34 protein-coding genes and 1 tRNA gene are annotated in these 25,531 nt (G+C 68.6%); 19 read left to right on the forward strand and 16 right to left on the reverse strand.

Annotated features, from left to right (window positions below):
- Positions 1-4 precede the first annotated feature (4 nt).
- The 7 genes from VN378_RS11220 to VN378_RS11250 all read right to left on the reverse strand — a co-directional run bounded on the left by VN378_RS11220 (position 5) and on the right by VN378_RS11250 (position 4,983).
- Positions 5-679 (reverse strand): CpaD family pilus assembly protein, encoded by a 675-nt coding sequence (locus tag VN378_RS11220; protein ID WP_325743663.1) that lies wholly within the window; start codon positions 677-679, stop codon positions 5-7.
- 8 nt (positions 680-687) lie between these two features.
- Positions 688-2,322 carry a type II and III secretion system protein family protein gene (locus tag VN378_RS11225; protein WP_325743664.1) on the reverse strand — a complete coding sequence of 545 codons (1,635 nt, stop codon included), beginning with the start codon at positions 2,320-2,322 and terminating at the stop codon, positions 688-690.
- Positions 2,319-3,233 (reverse strand): Flp pilus assembly protein CpaB, encoded by a 915-nt coding sequence (gene cpaB, locus VN378_RS11230; protein WP_325743665.1) that lies wholly within the window; start codon positions 3,231-3,233, stop codon positions 2,319-2,321. Before cpaB ends, VN378_RS11225 begins: the two co-directional genes overlap by 4 nt.
- 103 nt (positions 3,234-3,336) lie before the next feature.
- Complete coding sequence (locus VN378_RS11235; RefSeq protein ID WP_325743666.1) at positions 3,337-3,849, reverse strand: A24 family peptidase; 513 nt, start codon at positions 3,847-3,849, stop codon at positions 3,337-3,339.
- 105 nt (positions 3,850-3,954) lie between these two features.
- The gene (locus VN378_RS11240) at positions 3,955-4,134 is read right to left on the reverse strand and encodes a Flp family type IVb pilin (protein WP_156389405.1); all 180 of its coding nucleotides are present in this window, start codon (positions 4,132-4,134) and stop codon (positions 3,955-3,957) included.
- A 225-nt stretch (positions 4,135-4,359) separates the two neighbouring features.
- Complete coding sequence (locus tag VN378_RS11245) at positions 4,360-4,539, reverse strand: Flp family type IVb pilin (RefSeq protein ID WP_156389405.1); 180 nt, start codon at positions 4,537-4,539, stop codon at positions 4,360-4,362.
- Positions 4,540-4,803: 264 nt separating this feature from the next.
- Positions 4,804-4,983: a Flp family type IVb pilin gene (locus tag VN378_RS11250; protein ID WP_325743667.1), complete on the reverse strand. Its 180-nt coding sequence runs from the start codon at positions 4,981-4,983 to the stop codon at positions 4,804-4,806.
- A gap of 274 nt (positions 4,984-5,257) precedes the next feature.
- Between VN378_RS11250 and VN378_RS11255 the strand changes: the two genes are divergently transcribed.
- Genes VN378_RS11255 through VN378_RS11265 form a run of 3 tightly spaced genes read left to right on the forward strand, consistent with a single transcriptional unit; the run spans position 5,258 to position 6,776 of the window.
- Positions 5,258-5,683, forward strand: a complete 426-nt coding sequence (locus VN378_RS11255) for a pilus assembly protein N-terminal domain-containing protein (protein WP_325743668.1) — start codon at positions 5,258-5,260, stop codon at positions 5,681-5,683.
- A complete protein-coding gene (locus VN378_RS11260) occupies positions 5,620-6,243 on the forward strand; it encodes a TadE/TadG family type IV pilus assembly protein (protein WP_325743669.1) in 624 nt (207 codons plus the stop codon). The genes VN378_RS11255 and VN378_RS11260 overlap by 64 nt, the downstream gene beginning before the upstream one ends.
- Positions 6,240-6,776 (forward strand): TadE/TadG family type IV pilus assembly protein, encoded by a 537-nt coding sequence (locus tag VN378_RS11265; RefSeq protein ID WP_325743670.1) that lies wholly within the window; start codon positions 6,240-6,242, stop codon positions 6,774-6,776. Before VN378_RS11260 ends, VN378_RS11265 begins: the two co-directional genes overlap by 4 nt.
- On the opposite strand, the gene VN378_RS11270 is transcribed toward VN378_RS11265, so the two are convergent.
- The 5 genes from VN378_RS11270 to VN378_RS11290 are packed head-to-tail and all read right to left on the reverse strand — an operon-like array spanning position 6,773 to position 10,387.
- Positions 6,773-8,068, reverse strand: a complete 1,296-nt coding sequence (locus VN378_RS11270) for an anthranilate synthase component I family protein (protein WP_325743671.1) — start codon at positions 8,066-8,068, stop codon at positions 6,773-6,775. The two genes, VN378_RS11265 and VN378_RS11270, sit on opposite strands and share 4 nt — an antisense overlap.
- Complete coding sequence (locus VN378_RS11275; protein WP_325743672.1) at positions 8,065-8,844, reverse strand: tyrosine-protein phosphatase; 780 nt, start codon at positions 8,842-8,844, stop codon at positions 8,065-8,067. Before VN378_RS11275 ends, VN378_RS11270 begins: the two co-directional genes overlap by 4 nt.
- Before the next feature lie 27 nt (positions 8,845-8,871).
- Positions 8,872-9,177 carry a transcriptional regulator gene (locus tag VN378_RS11280; protein WP_325743673.1) on the reverse strand — a complete coding sequence of 102 codons (306 nt, stop codon included), beginning with the start codon at positions 9,175-9,177 and terminating at the stop codon, positions 8,872-8,874.
- 2 nt (positions 9,178-9,179) lie between these two features.
- Positions 9,180-9,803 carry a hypothetical protein gene (locus tag VN378_RS11285; RefSeq protein WP_325743674.1) on the reverse strand — a complete coding sequence of 208 codons (624 nt, stop codon included), beginning with the start codon at positions 9,801-9,803 and terminating at the stop codon, positions 9,180-9,182.
- 14 nt (positions 9,804-9,817) lie between these two features.
- Positions 9,818-10,387 carry a hypothetical protein gene (locus VN378_RS11290; RefSeq protein WP_325743675.1) on the reverse strand — a complete coding sequence of 190 codons (570 nt, stop codon included), beginning with the start codon at positions 10,385-10,387 and terminating at the stop codon, positions 9,818-9,820.
- Between the two features lie 294 nt (positions 10,388-10,681).
- On the opposite strand from VN378_RS11290, the gene VN378_RS11295 reads away from it, so the two are divergent.
- Positions 10,682-11,431, forward strand: coding sequence for a class I SAM-dependent methyltransferase (locus VN378_RS11295; protein ID WP_325743676.1), 750 nt, complete (start codon positions 10,682-10,684; stop codon positions 11,429-11,431).
- 6 nt (positions 11,432-11,437) lie between these two features.
- On the opposite strand, the gene VN378_RS11300 is transcribed toward VN378_RS11295, so the two are convergent.
- Genes VN378_RS11300 through tsaD form a run of 3 tightly spaced genes read right to left on the reverse strand, consistent with a single transcriptional unit; the run spans position 11,438 to position 14,010 of the window.
- A complete protein-coding gene (locus VN378_RS11300; protein ID WP_325743677.1) occupies positions 11,438-11,818 on the reverse strand; it encodes a Rieske (2Fe-2S) protein in 381 nt (126 codons plus the stop codon).
- Positions 11,815-12,813, reverse strand: a complete 999-nt coding sequence (locus VN378_RS11305; RefSeq protein ID WP_325743678.1) for an NAD(P)H-dependent glycerol-3-phosphate dehydrogenase — start codon at positions 12,811-12,813, stop codon at positions 11,815-11,817. Before VN378_RS11305 ends, VN378_RS11300 begins: the two co-directional genes overlap by 4 nt.
- Positions 12,814-12,825: 12 nt before the next feature.
- Positions 12,826-14,010, reverse strand: coding sequence for a tRNA (adenosine(37)-N6)-threonylcarbamoyltransferase complex transferase subunit TsaD (tsaD, locus tag VN378_RS11310; RefSeq protein ID WP_325743693.1), 1,185 nt, complete (start codon positions 14,008-14,010; stop codon positions 12,826-12,828).
- A gap of 43 nt (positions 14,011-14,053) precedes the next feature.
- On the opposite strand from tsaD, the gene hemC reads away from it, so the two are divergent.
- From hemC to trmB, 9 genes are all read left to right on the forward strand, one after another.
- Positions 14,054-15,004 carry a hydroxymethylbilane synthase gene (gene hemC / locus VN378_RS11315; protein ID WP_325743679.1) on the forward strand — a complete coding sequence of 317 codons (951 nt, stop codon included), beginning with the start codon at positions 14,054-14,056 and terminating at the stop codon, positions 15,002-15,004.
- A 5-nt stretch (positions 15,005-15,009) separates the two neighbouring features.
- Positions 15,010-15,675, forward strand: coding sequence for a uroporphyrinogen-III synthase (locus tag VN378_RS11320; protein ID WP_325743694.1), 666 nt, complete (start codon positions 15,010-15,012; stop codon positions 15,673-15,675).
- A gap of 38 nt (positions 15,676-15,713) precedes the next feature.
- Positions 15,714-15,789, forward strand: a tRNA-Thr gene (locus tag VN378_RS11325).
- 161 nt (positions 15,790-15,950) lie between these two features.
- Complete coding sequence (locus tag VN378_RS11330) at positions 15,951-16,580, forward strand: helix-turn-helix transcriptional regulator (protein ID WP_325743680.1); 630 nt, start codon at positions 15,951-15,953, stop codon at positions 16,578-16,580.
- Between the two features lie 186 nt (positions 16,581-16,766).
- Complete coding sequence (locus VN378_RS11335; protein WP_325743681.1) at positions 16,767-17,219, forward strand: hypothetical protein; 453 nt, start codon at positions 16,767-16,769, stop codon at positions 17,217-17,219.
- Positions 17,220-17,221: 2 nt separating this feature from the next.
- Positions 17,222-17,707: a hypothetical protein gene (locus VN378_RS11340; RefSeq protein WP_325743682.1), complete on the forward strand. Its 486-nt coding sequence runs from the start codon at positions 17,222-17,224 to the stop codon at positions 17,705-17,707.
- A gap of 14 nt (positions 17,708-17,721) precedes the next feature.
- Positions 17,722-18,129, forward strand: a complete 408-nt coding sequence (locus VN378_RS11345) for a hypothetical protein (protein WP_325743683.1) — start codon at positions 17,722-17,724, stop codon at positions 18,127-18,129.
- 56 nt (positions 18,130-18,185) lie between these two features.
- The gene (gene metK, locus VN378_RS11350) at positions 18,186-19,385 is read left to right on the forward strand and encodes a methionine adenosyltransferase (protein WP_325743684.1); all 1,200 of its coding nucleotides are present in this window, start codon (positions 18,186-18,188) and stop codon (positions 19,383-19,385) included.
- Positions 19,386-19,414: 29 nt separating this feature from the next.
- A complete protein-coding gene (gene trmB, locus VN378_RS11355) occupies positions 19,415-20,110 on the forward strand; it encodes a tRNA (guanosine(46)-N7)-methyltransferase TrmB (RefSeq protein ID WP_325743685.1) in 696 nt (231 codons plus the stop codon).
- Here trmB and VN378_RS11360 read toward each other — a convergent pair.
- Positions 20,097-20,612: a biotin transporter BioY gene (locus tag VN378_RS11360; RefSeq protein ID WP_325743686.1), complete on the reverse strand. Its 516-nt coding sequence runs from the start codon at positions 20,610-20,612 to the stop codon at positions 20,097-20,099. The genes trmB and VN378_RS11360 overlap by 14 nt on opposite strands.
- Positions 20,613-20,758: 146 nt before the next feature.
- Between VN378_RS11360 and VN378_RS11365 the strand changes: the two genes are divergently transcribed.
- From VN378_RS11365 to VN378_RS11390, 6 genes are all read left to right on the forward strand, one after another.
- Positions 20,759-21,280: a DUF1993 domain-containing protein gene (locus VN378_RS11365; RefSeq protein WP_325743687.1), complete on the forward strand. Its 522-nt coding sequence runs from the start codon at positions 20,759-20,761 to the stop codon at positions 21,278-21,280.
- Positions 21,277-21,831, forward strand: coding sequence for a hypothetical protein (locus VN378_RS11370; RefSeq protein ID WP_325743688.1), 555 nt, complete (start codon positions 21,277-21,279; stop codon positions 21,829-21,831). The genes VN378_RS11365 and VN378_RS11370 overlap by 4 nt, the downstream gene beginning before the upstream one ends.
- 113 nt (positions 21,832-21,944) lie before the next feature.
- Positions 21,945-22,487 carry a ribosome maturation factor RimP gene (gene rimP, locus VN378_RS11375; protein WP_325743689.1) on the forward strand — a complete coding sequence of 181 codons (543 nt, stop codon included), beginning with the start codon at positions 21,945-21,947 and terminating at the stop codon, positions 22,485-22,487.
- A 4-nt stretch (positions 22,488-22,491) separates the two neighbouring features.
- Positions 22,492-24,246: a transcription termination factor NusA gene (gene nusA / locus VN378_RS11380; protein ID WP_325743690.1), complete on the forward strand. Its 1,755-nt coding sequence runs from the start codon at positions 22,492-22,494 to the stop codon at positions 24,244-24,246.
- Between the two features lie 18 nt (positions 24,247-24,264).
- Positions 24,265-24,933 (forward strand): RNA-binding protein, encoded by a 669-nt coding sequence (locus VN378_RS11385; RefSeq protein ID WP_325743691.1) that lies wholly within the window; start codon positions 24,265-24,267, stop codon positions 24,931-24,933.
- An 82-nt stretch (positions 24,934-25,015) separates the two neighbouring features.
- Positions 25,016-25,531 (forward strand): translation initiation factor IF-2 associated domain-containing protein (locus VN378_RS11390; RefSeq protein WP_325743692.1); only part of this gene is annotated, 516 nt, incomplete at its 3' end.

A 25,531-nucleotide genomic window follows, 5' to 3' on the forward strand; every position in this document is an offset into this window, starting at 1 on the left:
CCGGCTATTCCACGGCCGAGGAGACCTGGCCCTGGACCAGCTCTTCCTGCGGCGTCGAACTGGCCTGACCCCTGCGATAGCGGTCGAACACGACTGCGGCGCGACCGGAATCGGCCGGGGTCATGGCCCGGGCGCCCAGGATATCGCGGGGATCGGCGATCTGGGCCGCCATATTGGCCGTCACGGCGCAGCCGAAACCGGTCGAGCTCTGGTTCGAGAACCGGCGGCCGAGGTCGCGCGGCTCGAGGGCGCAGTTCGGAATTCGCGCCCGCACGGTTTCGAAGCCGGCGAGAACGGGCGCGCGCGGGTCGGGTGCGCTATAGGCGGCGACCTGGATTCGCTCGGCAGGAACGCCGGCCGCCTGCAGCGCGGCGCGGACGGCGTAGGCCTGGCTGGACGAAACCGGGTCGTCGCCCGCCGGCGCCTCGACCCTGATCGCGCCGGAGCCCGAGGTCGAGTATCGGCCCGCCAATTCGGCCAGGGCGGCGCGCTGGTTGGCGGACAGGCCGCTGTCGTGAACGGCCAGGGCGATACGGTCCACGCCCGGTTCGACCTGCAGCGAATATCGCGAGAGCGGCGTCAAAGGCGCGCTCCCGTCGCCCGCGCCTCCCATCGCACAGCCGGAAACGGCGAGCCCGAGCGCGAGGGCCACGACGGTGGCTGAGGAAGATCGGATCATGGGGCGCCTCATTCGATTACATAGCCCACAGGGCCGGCCCAACCGGCGTCGGCCGTCACGGCCGAAGCGTCGCCGCGGCGGTACCGCTGATTCAGCTGCCCGAACAGCAGGGTCTGGGCGTCGTTGGCGATAATCAGGCCGTCGGACGGCGTCTGCAGCCGCCCCGGCGAGGTCGGCGAGACGATGAAGGCCTCGACGATGATGACCAGTTCGGTTTCGCCCGAAAGATAGTCGCGCGAGCGGAACAGGGCTCCCAGCACGGGTAGATTGCCGATGCCCGGCAGGTCGTCGATGTTCTGGCGGGTTTCCTCGCGCAGCAGGCCGGCGATCATCATCGAACCGCCGGACGGGAGCTCGACCGTGGATGAGGCGCGGCGGACGTTCAGCGCCGGAATGACCAGGGCGTCGCCGGTGTCGCCGCCGCCGAGGGTGAAGGCGCCGACGGTGGTCAGCTCGGACACCTCGGTCGAGAGCTGCAGCGAGATGCGGCCCTCCGACAGCACGATGGGGCGGAAGGCCAGACGCACGCCGAACGGCTTGAACTCGATGCCGATGGTGGTCTGGCCGGTCGTGGCGTCGACGGTGCGACCGACCGGGACCGGGAATTCGCCGCCAGCGAGGAACTCGGCGTTCTCGCCGTTGACCGAGGTCAGGTTCGGCTCGGCCAGGGTGCGGATCAGGCCGATGCGCTCGAACGCCTGCAGACAGGCCTGGGTGTTGGTGCCCGTTATGGTCTGGTAGGCCGTGGAGATCAGGTTTTCGATGATATTGCTGGTGCCGCTGGGCCTCGTCTCTGTCGTGATGAGCCCGTCGATGAAGACCTGACCGTTGATGACCTGCACGCGGCGGATGTCGTTGGTCGTGTCCACGCCGCGGATGATCGCGCCGCTCTCGGTGGTCGTACGGTTGGTGTCGGTGTAGTTCGTGGTCCGCGCGCCGTTCTGGCCGATGCAGACGCTGCCGCCGCCGACCTGGGCGCCGTTGACGCCGTAGCTGTTGGCGCGACCGCCGCTGACGAAGTTGGTGCCGGAGTTGACGACGGCGTTGGTCGACAGCCCCAGCTGCTTGATGGCGCTGCGCTGAACCTCGATGACGCGGGCCTTGATCATCACCTGATCCGAGCCGGCGATGGTCATCATGTTGATGACCTTCTCGGGCGTCGTGACGAAGGCGCGGGCGACCTGGGCGGCGCGGTCCGCCTCGCCCGGGTTGGCCACCGGGCCGCTGAGGATGATGCTGTCGTTGACGGCCTCGGCGCGGACCGACGAGCCCGGCATGACCCGGCTCAGGGTGTCCTGCAGCGCCGATACGCCGGTGTCCACGCGGATGCGAAGGGAGAGGATCGTCCGGCCGGCGGCGTCCAGAACCACGGCGTCCGTTTCGCCGGGCTGAAGTCCGATGATGGTGATGCGGCGCGGCGAATGCAGCATGGCCTCTGCGACCACGGGGTTCGGCACGATCACGTCGCGCGCGTCGGACGGCAGGTCGATGGCCATCGACGATCCGCGCGGCAGATTGATGATCTGGGCCCCGGAGCCCATGGGCAGGGCCGCCCGGGACTGGGCCTGGACGACGCCGGGCAGGGCGGGGCCCGTGGCGACGACGGTCAGGCCGGCGAGAGCGAGGGCGATCAGGCGTTTCATTGAACCACCACCACTTCGGGCGCGCCGCCGCGGTAGACGCGGACAGCGGAGGATTGCCGGACGGCCGGAGCGACACGGCCGGACGGGCCGGCGGTGTCGGCGTAGGAGCGCAGAACCAGGCTCAGTTCGCCTTCCGATTTCGCCAAGGCCAGGGCTTCGGCGTCGCGCGGGCCGACCTCGAGGGTGGCGGTCGCGCCGACCACCGCCTGCTCGTCGTCGCCGGCGCGCGTGGACTGGTCGATCGCCAGCACCTTGATGTTCTGCATGACGGTGGAGGATGCGAATTTGGACCGGTCGCCCTCCTGGGTTCCAACATTGGCGAGGGTGGTTTCGCGGGTCAGCAAGACGTCGACCCGGTCGCCCGGCAGGATAAAGCCGCCGGCGGCCGTCTCGACCGTGACGCGGATGGCCATGGCCCGCATGCCCGGTTCCAGGTAGGCGGCCATATAGCCGCTGTCGCCGGCGCGGACGATCTTGCGGCTGACGATGGGCTCGCCCGCCAGGATGGGCTCGCGCACGACCGAGCCGATATAGTCCGCCTTGGCCCCGCCGGTCGCCAGATTCGTTGCGGCGCGGGTCACCGAGGCGACTGCGCCCTCGGGCTTGTCCGCGGGCTTGGCCGCCACCGCTTCGGCGGCTGGCAAGGGCACGGTTCCGTCGGTGATGAAAGCCGGATTGACCTCGTCCACGGGCCAGTCCTTCCAGTCCAGATCGCCTTCCGTCAGGCGTTGCCCCGGCTGCAGGTCCTTGGCGGCGACCAGCACCTTGGCCATGGGCCGCGCCGGCACGGCGGCGGCCGTTGCCACGGCGGTGGGGGTTTTAGAGGGCGATCCCATGGCGCGCACGACCAGGGCCAGGCCGATGGCGGCCACGGCGGCGACGCAGATCACGATGATACGGGCGGGCTTCATCGACGGTCTCCGGCAGGATCGGGCCGGACCGTTGAGTCGGTCCTGTGGCCCCCTACCGTTAACGACCATGCCGGGCGCGGGTTAACGCCGGCCTAAGTGGCTGTTACCCGGCGATGAAGGCGGCCACGAGGGGCGAGGCCGGATAGGCCATCAGGGCTCCCGCCGCGATGGCTACGCCATAGGGAATGTCGCCGCGCGGCTCCATCAACTGCACCACCCAGCCCGGCGCGCCCAGCAGATAGGGTCGTGAATGGAAGCGGGCGAACAGCAGCGCCAGGCAGAAGACGCCGCCCATGACGCCCGTCCACAGCAGGAACATGCCGGAGCCCGACAGGCCCAGCCACAGGCAGGCGGCCGCCATCAATTTGGCGTCGCCGCCGCCGATCCAGCGCAGGGCGAACATGCCAGCGCCCACGACCAGGGCCAGGGCGGCGATGCCCAGGTTGGTGAACACAATAACGGGATCGAGACCCACGATCAGGGCCGCGGGAAAGAATGCGAGAACCAGCAGCCCCGAGATCCAGTTCGGGATCTTCATCGAGATCAGGTCCTTGAGCCCCGCCACGATGACGAGGGCCGGCATGACGGCGAGAAGGGCCAGGGTCACGGTATCCATCAGCGCATCTGACACGGGGGCGGTTAAAACGGGGTTGCCGGAGCCGGACAGCAAAAAGACCGGGACGATCGTCCCGGCCTTCCGCTGTTTCACGCGTGGCGCGGTTCAGGCGCCGGCGGTGCCGCCCATGCCGGTGACGACGGCGTTGAACTTGGTCTTGATGGTCGAACCCAGGGCCGTCACGGCCGAAATGATGACGACCGCAATGAGGGCGGCGATCAGGCCGTACTCGATGGCCGTGGCGCCCGACTCGTCGGACATGAATTTCGAAACGAATTTGGTCATGGCTTGCCTCTCCCGATGTCGGTCCGCTGCCATCCGGGCGGGGAGTGCCGGGCGGCCAGGGATCCTGAACCGGGAAAGGTTTGCCGGATCGGGGTTAAGCGTCCGCGCAGAAAACTGATTACCGGACAGTTTACCTGGAATTTCGCCGTCCGGGCCACATAGCAGAAGGGCCGGGGCGTATCCGCCCCGGCCCTTCGCCGGTTTTCAGTAAGTCTCGTCGAAACCTTAGGCGCCGGCGGTGCCGCCCATGCCGGTGACGACGGCGTTGAACTTGGTCTTGATGGTCGAACCCAGGGCCGTCACGGCCGAGATGATGACGACCGCGATGAGGGCGGCGATCAGGCCGTACTCGATGGCCGTGGCGCCCGACTCGTCGGACATGAACTTGGAAACAAACTTGGTCATTGGATTTTCCTTTGGATGGAGTGAAGCGAGCTACTCGAAACGGGGGGAGCCGGTAGCCCGCTTGACCCCCAAACGCAGGACTGTTTTCGCCGATGTCGGTTAAGGCTGGGTAGGCGGTTTTGGTTACTGGAAAATTGACTCTGATTATTTCAGGCCAGCCTGAAACGGGAAGTTTGCCCGGCTATCGGGGACGGCGCAGAAAGCAGAAGGGCCGGGGCGTATCCGCCCCGGCCCTTCGCCTGTTTCAGTAAGTCTCGTCGGAACCTAGGCGCCGGCGGTGCCGCCCATACCGGTGACGACGGCGTTGAACTTGGTCTTGATGGTCGAACCCAGGGCCGTCACGGCCGAGATGATAACGACCGCGATGAGGGCGGCGATCAGGCCGTATTCGATGGCCGTGGCCCCCGACTCGTCGGACATGAACTTGGTAATGAACTTGGTCATGGCTGAAATCCTTCTGCGTTCTGCGTTGAAGCGAGCAATCGTTGACACCACCGGGGTCGTCGGCTTTGCCCGCTTGACCCCTTTTTTACAGCTTCACCATGCATCCTGCCGATTAAGGACGAGTAAAACGGCGCCGTGAAATCCCGATTTCTTTATTGACGACACGTTTACTATAACTCCTCTCTCGATTGCATCGTTTCAGACTTTATTGAGGTTTCCCGGGCACTGTCCAGATCACGCTTACGCGCGCGCCCATTCACTGGAAGTCGACGCCATGAACCGCCCCGCTCCATCCGCCGCCCGAGTGGTCGCGGCCCTCGCATCCATCGCCGTCCTGATTATTCCGGCGGTCGCTGCGGCCCAGTCCGCCCGGCTGAGCGTCGAGGTTGACCAGGCGGCGCGGGTGCAGTTGCGCGGCCCTGCCGGGTCCGTGATCGTAGGCAATCCGGAGATCGCCGATGTGACGGTCGTGGATTCCAACACCCTCTATATCACCGGCAAGGGCTATGGCGTGACCGAGATCGTCGCGGTCGACAGCATCGGTCGAACTGTCTTCCAGAGCGAGGTGATCGTTACGGCGGGGTCGGGCGCGGGTCGGGTTCGCGTCTGGCGCGGCGGCCAGGCCACCGAGATGGCGTGCGCCGCCTCGTGCTCTCCGTCCTTGCGCGGGACCAGCGGCCCTCCGACACCGACGCCGTAGCGGGCCGACTGCCGATGCGATCCCGTCAGCTCCGATCTTCGGCGCTTCGCCGCCGCTTTCTTACCCGTCTGCTGAAGGCGCGAGAGGGGTCGGCGGCGGTCGAGTTCGGCATGGTCGCCCTGCCGTTCTGCCTGATGATGTTCGCCATCCTGGAACTGGGCCTGGTCTTCGTCACGGACTCCGTTCTCGAGAACGCCACCATCGAAACCGGACGCCTGATCCGCACGGGCCAGGCCAGCGCACAGAACATGACGGCGGAACAATTCAAGACGTCCCTGTGCAGCCGGATGAGCATCTTCGCCCCTGATTGCGCTTCCCGGGCCACGGTGGATGTGCGGGTGATCCCCCAGTTCGCCGTCACCCCGCCTGATCCGATGGCCAGCGGCACATTCGAGACGGGCGCGCTGACCTATTCCAACGGCAACCGGGGCAGCCTGATCCTTGTGCGGGTCTGGTACCGGCAGCCGTTGCTGACGACCTTTCTGGCCCAGGGACTGTCACGAATGAACGACGGGTCCGCCATGCTGATGGCGACCACCGCGTTCCGGAACGAGCCATGAGGCGCAAGGGGCTGATTTCCCGCCTGACCGGCGACGAAGGGGGCGTTTCGGCCGTCGAATTCGCCCTGATCGCGCCGGTCATGATCGTCTTCTATTTCGGCATGGCGGAATTCTGCCAAGGGTATATGGCGCAGAAGCGCATGGGCCACGTCTCGGCGATGGTCGCCGACCTGGTGGCCCAGGAGGAAACCGTCACGACGGCGACCCTGGACGACATCTTCCAGATCGGCGGGTTGATCATGAAACCCTTTCCCACCGCAGCGCTGAAACAGCGCGTCAACAGCGTGACGCAGACATCAGGCGTGGCCCGGGTGGTCTGGAGCCGCGGCCACAACATGACGCCGCGCCCCGTCAACGAAGTCATCGCCCTGCCGGAGGGCCTGATCTCCAACGGTGAGAGCATCATCGTCTCGGAGGCCACCTATGACTACGATTCCCCGGTGGACTACCTCATGCCCACGGTGACGCGGTTCTCGCATACCTACTATCTGCGGCCTCGCACCGTCGACAATGTGGCCTGCACGGGCTGCTAGCCGGTCAGGGCCTCGCGAAGAGCCAGGATCTTGGCGTCGGTTTCCGCCAGTTCGGCCTCGGGTTCGCTGTCCGCCACAATGCCCGCCCCGGCCAGGGCGCGGAAGCTCCAGCCGCCTCCGGATTTTCTGAAGGAGGCGGTGCGGATCAGCACCGAAGCGGTCAGCCGGCCGCTGTCCTCGATGTGGAACAGGGTGCCGCACCACGGACCGCGGGGCGCCTCGTGACCGGCGATGACCTTCATGGCCTGGTGTTTGGGCGCGCCGGTGATCGAGCCGGGCGGAAAGGTCGCCGCCAGCAGATCGGCGGGACCGACGCCGTCTCGTGCGCGCGCGGAAACGCTCGAAACCAGGTGGTGGACGGTCGGGTGGCTCTCGATCTCGAACAGCCGGTCCACCGTGACGGAGCCCGGTTCGGCGACGCGCGCCAGATCGTTGCGCATCAGGTCGACGATCATCAGATTTTCCGCCCGATCCTTTGCGCTGGCTTCGAGTTCGGCGGCCAGGGCGGCGTCGCGCGCCCGGTCGGGATCGCGCCGCCGCGTGCCCTTGATCGGCCGGGTTTCGATCCGGCGGCTGTCGGGGTCGAACGTCAGGAACAGCTCGGGCGAGTTGGAGACGATCGCCAGATCGCCCAGCCTCCAGAAAGCGCCATAGGCGGCGGCCCGGCCGGACAGACGCAGCATGACGTCGAAGGGATCGGCGTCCGGCGCCAGCTTGCCGGACCAGGCTCGCGCGATATTGGCCTGGAACAGTTCCCCGGCGGCAATGCGGTCGACCACGTCCGACACGGCGTCGATATAGGCCCCTGGGGCGGCCTCGGATTCGAACCGTTCGGCCGGAGCGGCGGGGATCACGGGATCACGGGCGGCGGCGAGCCAGGACTCGGCCCGTTCGGCGGCGGCCCGGGCGGATGCGGGATCATGGCCCCGGCCGATCACGCTGACCGACCGGTCGCGATGGTCGAAGGCCAGCATGGCCGGATAACGGGCCAGCATCAGGTCGGGCCATACTCCCGGGCGGGGGCCGGTCGCGGCGCGCGCGCCGGCGTCATAGGCGAGCAGGCCGACGACGCCGGCGCTGAAGCCTGGTGATCCCGGCGGGCCCAGCCCGCCGTCGGCCGGCAGGGCGTCGATATGGATCTCATCCGGTTCCGCGGCGACGAATGACCGACGACCCAGGGCGCCGCCGTCCGAGAGCAGGGCCAACGGGCCGTCAAGATGCTTCAGGCCATTGGCGACCCCGAGCGGATCGCGCCACGGCCGTATCCGGGTCTCGACGATGCGGGCGCTCACGCCGCCAGCCGTTCGCCGATGCGGTCGCGCAGGCGGGCGTCCACGCCCAGGGCCTGTTCGAGATAGGCGTCGACGGAGCCATACTGCGCAGCAATCTCGGCCAGGGCGGTCTCAAGATAAACCGGATCGACGCCCAGGAAGGCGACGACGGCGTCGTGCGAGGCGGTGCGGCCCGTCATGGCCTCCAGCTGGCGGGCGATGCCCGGGGCGCGCCGCTCCAGATCCACGGCGGTGTTGGTCAGCAGATAGTCGGCGATCATGTCGTCCGGATGGACCCCCAGCAGATGGTGGGTGAGGGCGGCCAGCATGCCGGTGCGGTCCTTGCCGGCGGCGCAGTGGATCAGCACGGGCCCCTCGACCTCGCCCAGCGTGCGGAAATAGCGGGCGAAAAGATCGAGATGCGACGGTTCGAACGGCAGCCGACGATAGGTTTCGGTCATGAAGCGTCGTCCGGAATCGGGCGTCAGGTCGGCGGTCTTCAGGAAGGTGATATGCGGGGCCTCGCCGCCGTCGTCATGTGGGCTTTCGATCACAACGCCGGTGAAGCCGGCGGGGCGTCTGGATGGCTGTTCGCGCCGTTCCGACGGCCGGCGCAGATCGACGATCGCCGCTATGCCGAGAGCGTCGAGACGACCCAGGTCGGCGTCGCTGGCCCGCGCCTGATGCGCCGACCGGAACAGTCGCCCCGCCGCGATGTGGCGGCCGGCGAGGGCGCCGTAGTCGCCGTAGTCCCGGAAATTGTCGAGGGCGTCAAAGCGGTGGATGCGGCCGGTCATGGCGCCTTCTAGCCGAGGCGCAGGTCTCTAACCACTCTTGCCGACCAGACCCTGCATGGCGTCGAGATAGGCGACGAAGGCCTTGCGCCCGGCGGGGGTCATCGACGCCTCGGTCAGGGGCTTGCGGGCCTCGAACCGCTTGGTCACGGCGACGAAGCCGGCGTCCTCGAGTTTCCGCAGATGGACGGACAGATTGCCGTCCGTCGTCTGCAGGCGGGCCTTCAGGGTGTTGAAGTCGGCGCTGTCGATGCCGGACAGGATCGCCATGATTCCCAGCCGGACCCGGCCGTGGATGATCTCATCGAGGCGGTTGATGTCGAAATCGTCGGCCACGCTCAGCGCCTCGCGCCGCGCATCAGCAGGAAGCCGGGCAGGGCCATCAGCAGGAACAGGGCGGCGGCGTAGGCCAGATACTGGTCGGCGCTTCCTGTCAGGGCCGCCAGCAGCGGGGCGGCGACGAACGAGCCGAGGGCCAGACCCCACAGCAGGCGGCTCCTGTACATCGCGGCGCTGACGGCCCAGCCGATCCCGTAGAAGACCATGATGACCGACGGCACGAGGCCGAAGGCGATTTCGATACCTTCGCCGCCGATGCGCCAGCCCAGCGCGGCCATGGAGCCGAACAGGGCGAAGATGCCCCAGCCGAGCGCGCTCCAGACCGTGCCGGTGGCGCGGTTGCTGGCGGTCATGACGCCCCCGCTGCGCTTCAACCGGACCAGAATGATCGCGAGCACCATGAAGAACAGCAGGGTGGCCACAAGCCAGCCCAGTCCTTCGACGGGTCCGCTGGATGGAACCTGTCCCGTGATCTGGGCCCAATGGAACAGGCTCGCCGCACCGTAGATCAGGCCGGCGCTCATCAGGATGGAGGCGCCCCGCATGGGGGCGTCGGCGCCTTCCTCGGCCAGTCGGCGCATCCAGGCGATGTCGGCGACGGGGTCTTCGGTGTTCTCGGTCATGGGTCTGTCGTCCTTCACAGGCGCCGGCCAAGGGCCAGCCACAGCCCCGGCAGCAGGGCCACGAGCGCGAGTGCGCAAGCATAGATCAGATACTGGTCGGCGGTCCCGAACCGCGCGGCGATCGCCGCGACCCCGGCGAAGGCGACGCCGGCCACGACGACCATGTTGACCGTCCCGGTGCGCGCCGCGGCGACGGCCCAGGCGACGCCGTACAGCGTCAGGCCGACCGCCGAGGTCCAGCGCATCAACTCCCAGTCGCCGGCGGCGGCGGACAGGCCGACGAGGGCCAGGGCCGCGCCGACGTGGACCAGGATGGCGGCGCGCGACCAGCCGGCGACGCGTTGACCGGCCTCGCCCCCGGCGCGGCGCAGGCGGAACACGCCGATCAGGAAGGCGCCCACCGCGACCGGCCAGCTGAGGCCGAGGACGGCCGGATGCCAGCTGAGGGCGCCGCTCATGACGCCCCACTGGATCAGATTGGCTGCGCCGAAGGTGAGTCCGGCGAGAAGCAGCACGCGGCCCGCGCAGACCGAAACGGTGGGTGCGGGGCGGTCGGCGACGAGATCAAAGGTGACGGCGGACATGCGTGGAATCTCCGTGTTCAGCCCCTTCTCTCACATCGACTTTAAAAAGTAAAGTGCTTCACGAATACCTTTGGGTTCACGGGCGGACGCGAAAAAAACCCGTCCACTGAGTCCACTGAGTCCGCTCAGCCTGACACGCCGGTTTGTGGAGGCGCCTCTCCTGTATTCGATTGTCAAAGACCGGTTCCGACGGGTTTGCTCAGGGAAGCATGCGCCTGCGTCAGTTTTGGACGTGGCGAGTTCGATCGGGCCCAAATGGCGGCCCGGAATTTCGATTCCTCCTGGAGACGGCCGATGCCCATGACCTTCCCCCGCATCGCCTATGAGGCGCTCGAGGTCTGCAACGGCGTGACGATGGCCGCGATCGAGGCGGCGGTCGCGCATGCACGATTGGCGGCGGGGGCCAGGGTGCTGGATATCGGCGCCGGCAACGCCGCCGTGGCCATCCGGCTGGCCGAGGTCTTCGGCCTGAAGGTCACGGCGATCGAGATGGATCCGGGGATGGCGGATCTGGCGCGGTCGCGGGTCGCCGGGGCCGGGATCGGGGATCAGGTGGCGCTGGTCGTCGCCCCCGCCGCTGAGGTTCTGGCCCGGACTCCGCCGGTCGATCTGATCACGGCCCTCGGGACGACGAACGTCACCGGGGAGGGCCGGCCGACGCCGGGGGCTTCGTTCGCCGCCCTGCGCCGGATTCTCAGGCCCGGCGGCTGGCTGTTGTGGGGCGATCTCGTCTGGCTGTCCGAACCGCCCGCTCCGTTGCGCCGGATCGTCGAGGCGACCAACCTTTATGCCGACCACGAGGGTTGGCAGGCCGCGGCGCGAATGGCCGGGTTCGTGGTGGTCGTCGCGGAAATCTCGCCGCAGGCCGTGTTCGACGACTACGCTCGAGACCTGGAGAAGGCGGCGCGGCAATGGCTTGAAGAGAACCCCGCAGCGCCGGAAGCGGAGCCGGTCAGGCTGAACGCCGACCGGGTCAGAACCATGCTGGAGTACGGCCGGGACCACATCGGCTTCGGCCTGTACCTGCTGCGCAACCCCCGCTGACGGCGCTCAGGCGGTGCGGATGACGCCGTCCCGCGCGGTGACCGGCCAGGGCGTCAGCCGGGCGCCGGCGCAGGGTCCGCCGACGCAGGCGCCGGACAGCGGTTCGAACACCGCCCCGTGCCATCCGCACAGGATCAGCGATCCATCCGGGATCAGGTAGCGGTCCAGTTCGATCGCGAGCGGAAAGCCCTGATGCGGGCATCGATCGACATAGCCGGCGACCTCGCCGCCCTTGCGCACGACGAAGCCGTGAAAAAAGGCCTCGCCGATCTGCAGGACGAACCCCCGGGACCCCGGATCGGCGATGTCGGTCTCGGCGCACAGCGCCACGTCCGGCGGCGTGGTCCAGACGCGTTTGCGTTCGGTGTTGGCCGGCGCTTCGCTCAATGCCGCTCGACCTTCAGCGGGCGCGACAGGAGGTCGTCGATCACGGCCCCGACCGTGGTTTCGCCGTTCAGCAGGGCGGCGACGGCGAGCGAGATGGGCATGTCGACACCCATCTTCGCCGCCAGTTCCCGGACGGCCGGCGCGCTTTCGTAGCCTTCGGCCACCGAGCGTTTTCCGGCCAGGGCCTGTTCGACCGTCTGGCCCTGGCCGAGCGCGAGGCCCAGGCTCATGTTGCGGGACTGGGGGCTGGAACAGGTCAGCACCAGATCGCCGAGGCCGCACAGGCCGGCGACGGTCTCGGCCTTGCCGCCGAGTGCGACCCCCATGCGGGTCATTTCGGCGAAACCGCGGGTGATCAGGGCGGCGTGGGCGCTGCGGCCCAAGCCGCGGCCCTCGGACATGCCGCAGGCGATGGCGAGCACGTTCTTGATCGCGCCGCCGACCTCGGCCCCGATCAGGTCGGACGCCAGATAGGGCCGGAAGCCGGGAGCCGACAGGGTCCACATTAGTTCCTCGCCCAGGGTTTCGTCGGCGCAGGCGAGGGTGACGGCGCTGGGCAGGCCGCGCGCCACCTCGCCGGCGAAACTGGGGCCGGACAGGACCGCGGCGGGCGCATCCGGCAAGGTTTCCGCCAGCACCTCCGTCATCAGCTTCAGCGAGCCGCGCTCGATGCCCTTGGAGCACAGGATCATCGGCACGCCCGCACGATGGTGGGCGGCGAACGCGGTCAGGGTCGACCGCATATGCTGGGCCGGCGGCACCGCCAGAATGACGTCGCAGGCGGCGAGGTCGGCCAGGTCGGCCGTCACCGAAACCCGATCGTCGAGCGTGATCCCGGGCAGGAAGGCCTCGTTGACACGGCGGGCGCGGATGCTCTCGACCACCTCGGGCTCGCGCGCCTGCAGCAGGACATCCAGCCCCGCCCGACTTGCGACCTGGGCCAGGGCGGTGCCCCAGGCGCCGGCGCCGATCACTCCCGCTGTCCTGAACTGCATGCGTCTTTTCCCCTAGGCCTTGGCGCCCTTGCGGCCCGGCGGGTGGACCGGGTCGGCGAGCGCGCTCTGTTCGTCGAGCGGCCAGCGCGGCCGGGCGGCGGTATCGATGTCGGAGGTCAGGCCCTTCTGCAAGCGCTCGGCGCCGGCGAGGGCGATCATCGCCGCATTGTCGGTGCAATAGGCCATGGGCGGGGCCAGAAAAGCGAACCCGTTGGCGGTGGCGACGGCCTCCAGCGTGGTCCGGATGGTGCGGTTCGCGGCCACGCCGCCGGCGACGACGAACAGCCGATGGTCTATGGCGTCCCCTGTCGCCTCGCCCGCGGGCCGAGGCTGCTGGAGGGGGTGGCGTTCGGCATAGGCCTTGAGGGCGCGGTCGGACCGCTCGCCCAGCTGGCGCGCGATGGCGGTCTGGACCGCGTCGGCCAGGTCGGCGCGATCCAGTTCCGTCTCGCAGGCCTGCGCCAGGCGCGAGGCGGCCGTCTTCAGGCCCGAGAAGGAGAAGTCACAGTCCTTGCGTCCCAGAAGGGCGCGGGGCAGGTCGAAGCGCTCGCCGTTCCCGGTCGCGGCCAGTTTTTCGAGCGCCGGGCCGCCGGGGTAGCCGAGACCGAGGGCCTTGGCGATCTTGTCAAAAGCCTCGCCGGCGGCGTCGTCGATCGTCGTGCCGAGTCGGGTCATGTCGCCGACCCCGCGCACCTCCAGCAACTGGCAATGGCCGCCCGAGACCAGCAGCAGCAGGAAGGGGTAGGCGACCCTGGCGCCAAGCCGGGCCGAGACCGCGTGCCCCTCGAGGTGATTGACGGCGATCAGCGGCAGATCGCGCGCCAGCGCCACGGCCTTGCCGAAGCTGAGGCCCACCATGACGCCGCCGACCAGACCCGGTCCGGCCGTGGCGGCCACGCCGTCCAGCGCGCCATAGTCGAGGCCCGCGCCTTCCATCGCACGACGGACGACGCCGTCGATCATCTCCACATGGCTGCGGGCGGCGATCTCGGGGACGACCCCGCCATAGGCCGCGTGGTCGTCGATCTGGCTGTGCACCACGGATGACATCACGGTGGCTTCGCCGTCAGGCGACAGGCGTACGACCGAGGCGGCGGTCTCGTCGCAACTGGTCTCGATGCCAAGCACCGTAAGCCCGACGCGGGCGGCGCCGGTTGCCGGGCTCCCTTCGCTGCTATAGTCGGCGGGCCTGTCCATCGGGTCGAGGTAGCGACCCCGTTCATCCGGCGCAACGACTCTCATGGCCCACCTCGTCCGCATCGGCACGCGCCGCTCCAAACTGGCGATGACCCAGTCGGGCATGATGCAGCGCGCCATCGGCCACGCCCTGGGCGTCGCGGACGCCGATCTGGCCGAGGCCGTGCCGCTGGTCGAGATCGTCACCACGGGCGACCGGGTGCAGGACCGCCGGCTGATGGAGATCGGCGGCAAGGCGCTGTTCACCAAGGAGATCGAGGAGGCGCTGGCCGATGGCCGCGTCGATGTCGCCGTCCATTCCATGAAGGACGTGCCGGCCGAGCAGCCGCCTGGCCTGTGCATCGCCGCCGTTCCGCCGCGCGAGGACGCCCGCGACGCCTTCATCAGCGAAACCTTCGCTGCATTCGCGGATCTGCCGATGGGCGCCCGGCTGGGCACGGCCTCCCTGCGTCGGCAGGCGCAGGCGCTGGCGTTGCGGCCCGACCTGACCATCGAGATGCTGCGCGGAAACGTCGACACCCGGTTGCGCAAGCTGGCCGAGGGCGATTTCGACGCCATCCTTCTGGCGGCAGCCGGTCTGAACCGGCTGGGGTTCGAGAGCGTGATCCGCGAACGGTTGTCGCTGGACGACTTCCTCCCGGCTCCGGGGCAAGGGGCTCTGGCCCTGCAGACGCGTGCGGAAGACGCCGCCGCCGCCTGGGTCGGGGCTCTGAACGATCCCCTGACGGCGCTGGCGGTGGCCGCGGAGCGTGGGGCGATGACGGCGCTGGAGGGATCGTGCCGCACGGCCATCGGCGCCTATGCCGCCGCTGTCGACGGCCGGTTGCGCCTGACAACCGAAATGCTGGCGCCGGACGGTTCGGCGCGGTGGCGCCGCGCCGCCGGGATGAGCGAAATTCAGACGGGAGACGCCGTGGCCCGGGCGCGGGCCATGGGTCTGGCGCTGGGGGCCGAGGTTCACGCGGCGGCGGGTGATCAGAGGGCGTCGTTCTGACGCTGATCCGGCGAGTCTGGGTCACCCGCGCCGAACCCGGCGCCACGCGCACCGCCGATCGTCTGACCGCGTTGGGCTTCGCGCCGGTGGTCGCGCCCCTGCTCGAGATCCGGCCCATCCGCGCCGATCCGGAACCGGGCGGCGTCACCGCCCTGGCCTTCACCAGCCGCAACGGCGTCGACGCCTTCGCCAGCCGGAGTCGGGAGCGGGCGCTGCCGGTCTTCACCGTGGGGGACGCCACGGCCGACGCGGCGCGGGCGCACGGGTTCACGACCGTCCGATCCGCGGCCGGCGCCCTCGTCGACCTGGCGGAGATGCTGGCCGCCGAGGCGCCGAAGGAAGGACTGGTGCTGGCTCCGGGCGCACTGGAGCCGGCCGGCGATCTGCCGGCGCTGCTCGCGGGCCGCGTCAGGGTGCGGATGCTGCCGGTCTATGAAGCGGTGGAGACCGGCGTCGCCCCGCCGTCGTTCGACGCCGTCCTGCTCCATTCGGCGCGGGCCGCGAGAGCCTTGAGGGCGAGAGGGCCGTTCCGGGACGCATCGGCCATCGCCCTGTCCGACTCCGTGGCGAGCGCTCTCGGCGACGACTCCGGCCTGGAAATCCGCGTTGCGGCCGCTCCCGGCGAATCCGCCCTGCTTGAGGCGCTTGGCAAGCCCGCGCGCCCCGTATAAAGAGCGCCTCTCGCGCGGGCGGGCTTCCGCCGCGCAAGGCCGCTTTAGCTCAGCTGGTAGAGCATCGCATTCGTAATGCGGGGGTCAGGTGTTCGAGTCACCTAAGCGGCACCATTCTTTCCGGACCGATCAGACATCAAAACCGGAAACGCTCGCGCCCTGAGATTTCCGGGCGGCGAGCCGCGTTCCGCGAATTGACGGCGCTTTCGTGATGCGCCGCCACTGGACGGCGCTATTCGCAGGCCGTAGCTATTCGAGCCGTACCGGAGCGTAGAATGTCGCAGCGCCTCAGCGCCCGCCAGGAAGAATGTCTGAGGCTGACCGCCTTCCTGACCGACAAGGAGATCGCCGCCCGCCTTCATCTGTCGGAGGCCACGGTCAAGAAGCATGTGCATGAAGCCTGCCGCCGGATGGGGGTCAACCGGCGCAAGGCGGCGCTCGCCCTCCTGGAACGAAACGTACCAGGGCCGAAAGACCCCATTGGCGAGGACCGTCGTCCCGCCGTTGATGTCTCCCTCGACAGGGAGTCAGACCATGGCAATGAAAAGTACGCCGCTTCCCCAGTGGACCTGGGAGGATCTGGAGGCCGCTCTGGACGCGTTCAGCCCGACGGGCGCGAACGATCCCGTCCGGAGTCATCTACTACGGGGACTGGCGGACGACGCAGCGCGGTCGAACCCGCGGGAGCTGCTGCAGCAGGTGCTGAGCGCGGGCTGGGTGATGGCGCAGGTGGGGGCCCAGAGCGGCGTCTCGGCTACCGCCCCCCGCCGCGCGGTTGGGGCGTCCGTCTCCTGATCCTGCTCATCATCGTCGTGGTGACGGCGGTGATGCTCAAGGCCGTGGCCGACCTCATCCTCGCCTTCGCCGGACAGGCGCAGGAGATCGGGGAGGCCACGACCTTCTAGCGCCCCGGCGACGGATCCCGGCGGCGCAGGCCCGCAGCCCGGGCCGGCCGAGCCATTGGAGAGATTCAGATCACGCTCTTTCTGGCCGCCTATTATCTGCTCTTTCTGATCTCGACCGTCGTTGCGTGGCTCAAGGGCGGGCACCCGGAACGTCTCGGGGCCCTGACCACGCTCGTCATCTTCGCGGTGTCGTTCTACACCCACGAGCTGAGGCTCGGGACGTTCTACGCCGGTGACGCCGCGGTCGATGTCCTGATGACCGGAGTGTTCGTATGGCTGGCGCTCACCACCGACCGATGGTGGCTCCTGGTCATGTCCGGAATCATGGTGTTGACCCTGCTGGTCTATGTCTCCTCGCTCGTCGTCCCCGATCTCGGTCCCTACGCCGTGATATCGGCGCGCGTCGGCCTGGGAATCCTGTCTTCGCTGGCCCTTCTGTGCGGCGCGGGCGAGCGCTGGCTGGCCGGCGAACGGGCCGTCAGCGATCGCAAGGCCTGGGTCCGCCAGCGTTCCGCCGGGCAAGGTCACGATCCAGGAGCTCCGGCGGGGGGGCGGCCGATCCGGCCGCGCGGGCGCCGCGCCGGCGGCCGGAGCGCCAGCCTCGCAGGGAGCGCCGCATCACCACGCCCTTCTACATAGCGATGCATGTCCTCGCGCAGCTTTCGATCACCGTCGGCTGGCTGAGGGGCGGCCATCCCGAACGCTTCGGGGCGGCGGTGCTGCTCCTCGACTATCTGGCCGGAAACCTGGCCAACCACTGGCAGTTCCGCGACCTTCCGATGTACTCGATCACGCAAGATCTGGTGGTGATGGTGATCTTCGGCTGGCTGGCCCTCCGGGCTGACAGATGGTGGCCGATCGCCGTGACCGCATCGCTGGCGCTGATCGTACTGGTTCGCATTCTGGGAATGTTCAACCCGGACCTGTCGAGGTTCGCCATGCTCTCCGCAGTGCTCGGGTTCTGGCTTCTTCTCTATACAGTCATGCTTGCGGGCGTCGTCGAGCGGCGCCTGGCGGGGGAGGCCGCTGTCAGCGAAGGCAAGACCTGGCGTCGCCGACAGCCGGCGAGGCCTGACCGTCCTGCTGAAAACAGCCCGGAGGGAGCCGCCCCATTACGCCCTTCCTGATCGCCGCGTACGTCGTGGCCTTTCTGTCGTTCATCGTTGGCTGGTTGAGGGGCGGCCATCCCGAGCGTTTCGGAGTGGCGGCGCTGCTCTGCGACTTCGCGGTCACCGGTCTGGCCGTCCATACGCCCGTCGGGCAAACGGCGGCGGCGGTGTCGACGTTCGCGGTGACACTGGTCGTCATCTGGCTGGCCTTCAGATCCGATCGATGGTGGCCGTTCGTCGCGGCGGCGTCGCTGACGCTGAGCGTCCTTGTGGATCTTCTGGAGCGGGCGAATTCGGGCCTTTCGAGGTACGCCGCTGAATCGGCGCAGGTCGGCCTGTGGATTGTCATCTATCTGACCTTGCTGGCCGGGGTCATGGAGCGCTGGCTCGCGGGCGAACCGGCGGTCAGCGCCGTCGCGCTCCGGCGCCGCGCGTCTTGAACATATAAACATATCCTTATATGTCTGCCGCCCACCCCACCCGCCGGAGCTCCGCCTTGTCCCGTTCGTCGTTCCTGTTCACTTCGGAAAGCGTCTCCGAAGGCCACCCCGACAAGGTCGCGGACCGCATCTCCGACACCGTTGTGGATCTGTTCCTGTCGAAGGATCCGGAGGCGCGGGTGGCGTGTGAGACCCTGACGACGACGAATCTGGTGGTCCTGGCCGGTGAAATCCGCGGCAAGGGCATCATGGATACGGACGGCGCCTGGGCGCCGGGCGTGCAGGACGAGATCGAGGCCGCCGTCCGCGCCGCCGTGCGTGACATCGGCTACGAACAGTCGGGCTTCCACTGGGAGACGTTCGAATTCATCAACCGCCTGCACGGCCAGTCGGCCGACATCGCCGTGGGCGTGGACGCGGCCGGCAACAAGGACGAGGGCGCGGGCGACCAGGGCATCATGTTCGGCTACGCCTCGAACGAGACGCCCGAGCTGATGCCGGCGACCCTGCAGTACAGCCACAACATTCTGAAGCGCCTGGCCGAGGTGCGCCACGCCGGCGACAAGCGGCTCGAGCCCGACGCCAAGAGCCAGGTGACGATCCAGTACGAGGACGGCAAGCCCGTCCGCGCCACCTCGATCGTGCTGTCGACCCAGCACGCCGCCGGCCTGTCGTCGGCCGACGTCGCCGACATCGTCAAGCCGCACATCCTCGCCGTGCTGCCGGAAGGCTTCACCGACGAGAACACCGTCTGGCACATCAACCCGACCGGCATCTTCGAGATCGGCGGGCCCGACGGCGACGCCGGGGTGACCGGCCGCAAGATCATCGTCGACACCTACGGCGGCGCGGCCCCGCACGGCGGCGGCGCCTTCTCGGGCAAGGATCCGACCAAGGTCGACCGTTCGGCCGCCTATGCCTGCCGCTATCTGGCCAAGAACGTCGTCGCCGCCGGTCTGGCCGACCGCTGCACCATCCAGATCTCCTACGCCATTGGCGTGGCCAAGCCGCAGTCCATCCACGTGGACCTGCACGGCACCGGCAAGGGCGCTGTCACCGAGGCGGTGCTGGAGGCGAACATCCTGGGCCTCATCGGCGGCGCCACCCCGCGCGCCATCCGTGAACACCTCGGGCTGAACAAGCCGATCTACGCCCGCACCGCCGCCTATGGACATTTCGGCCGGGCGCCGGACGCCGACGGCGGGTTCAGCTGGGAGAAGACCGATCTGGTCGACCAGCTGAAGGCGCTGGCCTGATCGACCGGGCGCGTCTAACAGGCGCGCCCATGGCCTCCTCCGACGAACCCAGACACCCGCCGCTCCGCTCGTTCGGCCGCATCAAGTCGCGCGCCATCAAGCCGCGGCAGGCGGCGCTGTTCGACACCCTGCTGCCCGGAATCGCCCTGCCTGATCCGAAGGCCGGTCCGATCGATCCCACGGCCCTGGCGCCGGACGCCGCCGGCGTCTGGCTGGAGATCGGCTTCGGCGGCGGCGAGCATCTGGCCGAACAGGCGAGCCGTCATCCCGATGTGCTGATGGTCGGCTGCGAGCCCTTCCTGAACGGAGTGGGCTCGGCCCTGCGGCACATCGACGAGCGCGGCCTGAAGAATGTCCGCCTGCATGCCGATGACGCGCGCGACGTGATGACGGCCCTGCCCGACGCCTCGCTGGACCGGGTGATGATCCTGTTCCCCGATCCCTGGCACAAGGCGCGGCACAACAAGCGGCGGCTGATCCAGGCGGAGACGGCGGCGGAGATCGCGCGGCTGCTGAAGCCCGGCGGCGTCGTGCGGTTCGTGACCGACTGGACCGACTACGCCGAATGGGCGCTGGAGAAGTTTCGGCGGACGCCGGGCCTCGAGCGCGTCGGCTCGCCCGGCGACGACTGGACCACGCCCTGGGCGGACCATGTGATCACCCGCTATGAGGAAAAGAGGCTGGGCGACACGACGCCGCTGTTCATGGAATTCAGGCGCGTCTGAAACGATCGGGCGCGAACAGGCTGAGGCGGGCCAGCGCTCGCGACGCCGCGACGACAAGCAGGGCCTTGAGCACCGCTCCGGGCAGGAAGGGCAGCACGCCGTGCTCAAGCGCCGGATCCGCGCCGATGATCAAGGCCAGCCAGGCGCCGCCCACGGCCAGGATCAACAGATGCAGGCCGATCATCCAGCCGATGGCAGGCAGGGTTCGGGTCAGGCGGCCGTTTCGGGACAGCCAGCCGGCCAGACCGGCGGCGGGTATGAAGGCGATCAGATAGCCGGCGGTCGGACCCATGAAGGGATCGACGCCCGCTGCGCCGTCGGCCAGGACGGGCAGGCCGGACAGGCCCGCGGCCAGATAGACCAGCACCGCCGCTACGCCACGCGCAGGCCCCAGCGTCGCCCCCGCCAGCAGCACGGCCCATGTCTGCAACGTCATGGGGACCGGGACCATGGGAATGGCGATCCGGGCGCAGACGGCTATCAGGAGGGCGAAGCCCGCCACGGACCCCAGCCAGACCGCTGGAGAGACCGGATGGGCGGGAGGCGGCGCAGGAGCAGGATGCATGGCCGGTGCAGAACCACGCGGCCCTGCGGCGTGCAAGCTGGCGCTGGATTCCCGAGCGGAACCGGTGCACGAGCGGAGCAATCATGAACGGAAAATCGCCCATGGGCCTGACCCTGAACGAGGCGTCCGCGCCGATCTTCCTGCGCGGTCTGCGCGTGCTGTCGGGCCTGATCGACAAGGCCGGGGCCTCAGGCCTGGGCGAGGCGACGATCATGGAGGCGCGGCTGGCGCCGGACATGAAGCCCTTCCCCGACCAGATCCGCATGGCCTCGTTCTCGGCCCGCAGCTGCGTGGCGCGCCTGACCGGACAGGCATGGCCGAAGACGGACGATTCCGAAGCGACGCTGGCGGACCTGAAGGCGACCATCGACCTTTCGATCGCCTTCATCGAGGCGACGGATCCGGCCGCTTTCGAGGGCGGCGAGACGCGCCGGGTCGAGCTGCGCTTCCCCGGCGTCGAACTGAATTTCGAGGGCGCGGGCTATCTGACCAGCTTCGCCATTCCGAACTTCTATTTCCATGTCAGCATGGCTTACGCCATTCTGCGCAACGCCGGGGTCGAGCTGGGCAAGCGGGATTATCTCAGCCAGCTGGAGCTGATTTGACCGAGCGCGAAAACGAAACAGCCGCCGGGCCGTCAGGCCGCTCGCCCGTGCGCGCTGGAGGCGTCGCCTATTCCGAGGGCTTCGTCGTCGCGGCGCTTGTTGCGCCGGTCATAGCCCTGGTCGTTTTTCTCGTTGGGATAGTGGGCGCAGCACTTCTGTCCGAGGGTTTGCCCGGGCCAATCTGGCAGGCGGTGGGCGGCCTCCTGCTTGTTCTCCTGATCGTCTTCATCACCGGAGCGATCCCCAGTCTTGTGTTCGGCGGTGCAGTGCTTGCTCTGATCCGGCTCACGGGAATGAGGCGGTCACCACTTGTTTGCGCGGTCGGAGGAGGGGTGGCTGCAACGTTGTACGTCGTCGTCAGCATCTGGATGGCGTTTGGCTTGCCTGGCGCCGTCCTGCTTTTCGCACCTTGGGCGGCGTTGCTCACGTTGAAGGAGCCGGGAAGTTTTCCCGCCTTTATGGTGGCCGGCGACTTCTGGCCTGCCGTCTGCATCGTCATTTCAGGAGTCGTGGCCGGACTGATCTACGCCCGCTGGACTCAAAAGGGCTGACAAACCCCGGCGACGGAGCTATACGCGCTCCCACATCGTTAGACCGGCGTCCTAACGGCGCCGTTTGAAGCGGCGGCCGTCGGGCCCGCCGCTTTTTGTTTGGACCAAAGCCTTTGAAGGCCAAGACCGCCGAAGACCGCCAGCTGCTGGAGCTGATCGAACCCGTGGCCGAGAGCCTGGGCCTCGATATCGTGCGCGTGCGGCTGATGGGCGGCACCCTGCGCCGCCGCCTGCAGATCATGGCCGAGCGGCCCAGCGATCACGACATCGCCGTCGAGGAATGCGCCCGCCTGAGCCGCGCCGTGTCGGAGGTGTTCGACGCCGCCGACCCGATCAACGGCGAATATTTGCTGGAAGTGTCGTCGCCCGGCGTCGACCGCCCCCTGACCCGCCAGTCTGACTTCGACCTGTTCGAGGGCTATGAGGCGCGGCTGGAAACCGATCGCATGATCGAGGGCCGCAAACGCTTCAAGGGCGTGATCGCCGGCACGGAGGGCGACAATGTCGCCATGGATCTGGAAGGGGAGGAGGACACCGCCCTCATTCCCTTCGACTGGCTGGTCGACGCCAAGCTGGTGCTGACCGACGAACTGATGAAGGCGGGCGCCGAGAAGCGCGCCGCCCGTAACGACAACTCTACCGAGACCGAGGAATAACAGAATGGCTGTCGCCGGCGTTTCCGCGAACCGACTCGAACTGCTGCAGATCGCTGACGCGGTCGCGCGCGAGAAGAACATCGACAAGGAGATCGTCGTCGAGGCGATCGAGGAGGCGATCCAGAAGGGCGCCAAGTCGCGCTACGGCGCCCATCACGACATCCGCGCCAAGATCGATATCAAGTCGGGCGAACTGGCCCTGACCCGTCACGTCACCATCGTCGCCGACGACTGGCAGCCGGAAGACGAGCTGGAAGAGTTCAACGACTCGGCCATGGTCCGCCTGACCGACGCCTCAAAGCGCGATCCGGAGGCCTTCGTCGGCAAGGAATACGTCGAGACCCTGCCGCCGTTCGAGTTTGGCCGGGTGCAGACCCAGATGGCCCGTCAGGTCGTGACCGGGAAGGTCCGCGAGGCCGAGCGCGCCAACCAGTACGAAGAGTTCAAGGACCGCGTCGGCGAGATCGTCAACGGCACCGTCAAGCGCGTCGAATACGGCAACACCGTCGTCGACCTGGGCCGGGGCGAAGGCATCATGCGCCGCAACGACTCCATCCCGCGCGAGGTGTTCAACATCGGCGACCGGATCCGCACCTACATCTATGACGTCCGCGCCGAGGCCAAGGGCCCGCAGGTCATGCTGTCGCGCTCGCACCCCGGCTTCATGGCCAAGCTGTTCGCCCAGGAAGTGCCCGAGGTCTACGACGGCGTGATCGAGATCCGCGCCGCCGCCCGCGACGCCGGCTCGCGCGCCAAGATGGCGGTGCTGTCGAACGACTCTTCCATCGATCCCGTCGGCGCCTGCGTCGGCATGCGCGGCTCGCGGGTCCAGGCGGTCGTCGCCGAGCTGCAGGGCGAGAAGATCGACATCATCCAGTGGAACCCGGACGAGCCGACCTTCATCGTCAACGCCCTGGCCCCGGCCGAGGTGTCCAAGGTGGTCCTCGACGAAGAAGCCGACCGCGTCGAGGTGGTGGTGCCGGACGAGCAGCTGTCGCTGGCCATCGGCCGCCGCGGCCAGAACGTCCGCCTCGCCAGCCAGCTGACCGGCTGGCAGATCGACATCATCACCGAGAGCCAGGACTCCGAGCGCCGCCAGCGCGAGTTCAGCGAGCGCACCACCCTGTTCCAGGAAGCCCTGGACGTGGACGAGGTCATCGCCCAGTTGCTGGTCACCGAAGGCTTCGCCACGGTCGAGGATCTGGCCTTCGTCGAGCCGTACGAAATCTCGGACATCGAAGGCTTCGACGAGGATACGGCCGAGGAACTTCAGGCCCGCGCCCGCGACTTCCTGGACCGTCAGGCCGCCATTCTGGATGCGAAACGCGTCGAGCTGGGCGTCGAGGACGCCGTCATGGCCGTTCCGGGCGTGACCGGCGCCATCGCCGTCGCCCTGGGCGAGGGCGGGGTGAAGACCGTCGAGGACCTGGCCGACCTGGCCACGGACGAGATCCGCGGCGGCTACGAGGTCAAGAACGGCGAACGGGTCAAGGTCCCGGGCGTGCTGGAAAGCTTCAACCTGGCCCAGGAAGAGGCCGAGATGCTGATCCTGCAGGCGCGCGTCGCCGCCGGCTGGATCGACGCCTCGGAACTGCCGCAGCCGCCCGAGCCCGAGTACGAGGAAGAACTTCCCGAGGGCGAATACGACGCCGAAGCCGTCTTCGCCGCCGCGCCGGAAGGCGACGCGGCGGAAGCCGCCGCCGGTGAAGACGACGCCGAGGTCCTCGCCGAGGACCCCGAACAAACCCCCGACGCGTGATGGGAGACCGGATCGTTCATGAGTCTGCGCGAAGCGACGATCGATAGAGAGCGACGCGACCTCGTCACCCACGAGGTCATGGACGAATCTCGCCTGATCCGCTTCGTCGCCGCTCCGGACGGTTCGGTGGCTCCCGACCTGGCGCGCAAGCTGCCGGGGCGTGGCCTGTGGGTCGCCGCGAACCGGGCCTCGATCGAGGCGGCGGTGAAGAAGAACCTGTTCTCGCGGGCCGCCAAGGCGCCGATGAAGCCGGCCGCGGACCTCGCGGACACGGTCGAAAACCTGCTGGCCAGACGCTGTCTGGACCAGCTGGGGCTTGCCCGGCGCGAAGGCGTGCTTATCTCAGGCTTCGAGAAATCCCTGGCCAACGTCCGGTCGGGGAAGGCCGCGTGGATCATCGAGGCGGCGGACGGGTCCGCCGACGGCCGCGGCAAGCTGCTTTCGCTGGCGAAACACATCACGCCGCGCCCGAAAGTCTGCGGCGTCTTCACGGCGGACGATTTGAGTTTGGCCCTTGGGCTGGAAAATGCGATACACGCCGTCCTGCTTGAGGGCGGGCGGGCCGATCGCTGGACCATGGAGGTCGAGCGACTGGCGGGATTTCGACCGTTGACGCCTCCGCAGTGGGGCGATGAAGCGGCTGGGATGCCGAACAAGGTTTTGGACGGGCGGGGTTCTGCTCCCTGATTTGGGGGCAGGGCGACGCGCGGCTTTTTGTGTTTGAACGAGACGACGGCGGATCACCCGCTGTCCCGAGTAAAGCGACCGGATGACTGACGAGAACGACAAGACCAACGACGGCGCGCCGCAGGCTCCCACCGGGACTCCGTCCACGACGGGCCCGCGCGCGCCGCTGAGCCTGAAGCCCCGGCAGGCGGGATCGGTTTCGACCGGCACCGTGCGCCAGAGCTTCAGCCACGGCCGCACCAAGACCGTGGTGGTCGAGACCAAACGCCCCCGCGCCGGCGTCGCGCCGGGGCATCAGCGCCCGCAGGGCTTCGACGTCGCCGCCCGCCCGCGCACCGATGCGCCGGCGCCCCAGGCGCCGCGTCCGGCCGCGCCCGCTGGTCCCGCCGGCGGTCGCCTGTCGAATGAGGAACAGGAAGCCCGCCGCCGCGCCATCGAGCTGGCGACCCAGGCCCAGGCCCAGCGCGCCCAGGCCGCCGCCGCCGAACAGGCGCGCCGCGACCAGGCCGCTCATGAACAGGCCGCCGCCACCGCCCAGGCCGCCAACGCCGCCCAGGCTGAAGCCGCCGCCGCCCGCGCCGCCGCCGAGGCCGCCCGC

The sequence above is a fragment of the Brevundimonas sp. genome (genome assembly GCF_035561115.1).
Lineage (GTDB): Bacteria > Pseudomonadota > Alphaproteobacteria > Caulobacterales > Caulobacteraceae > Brevundimonas.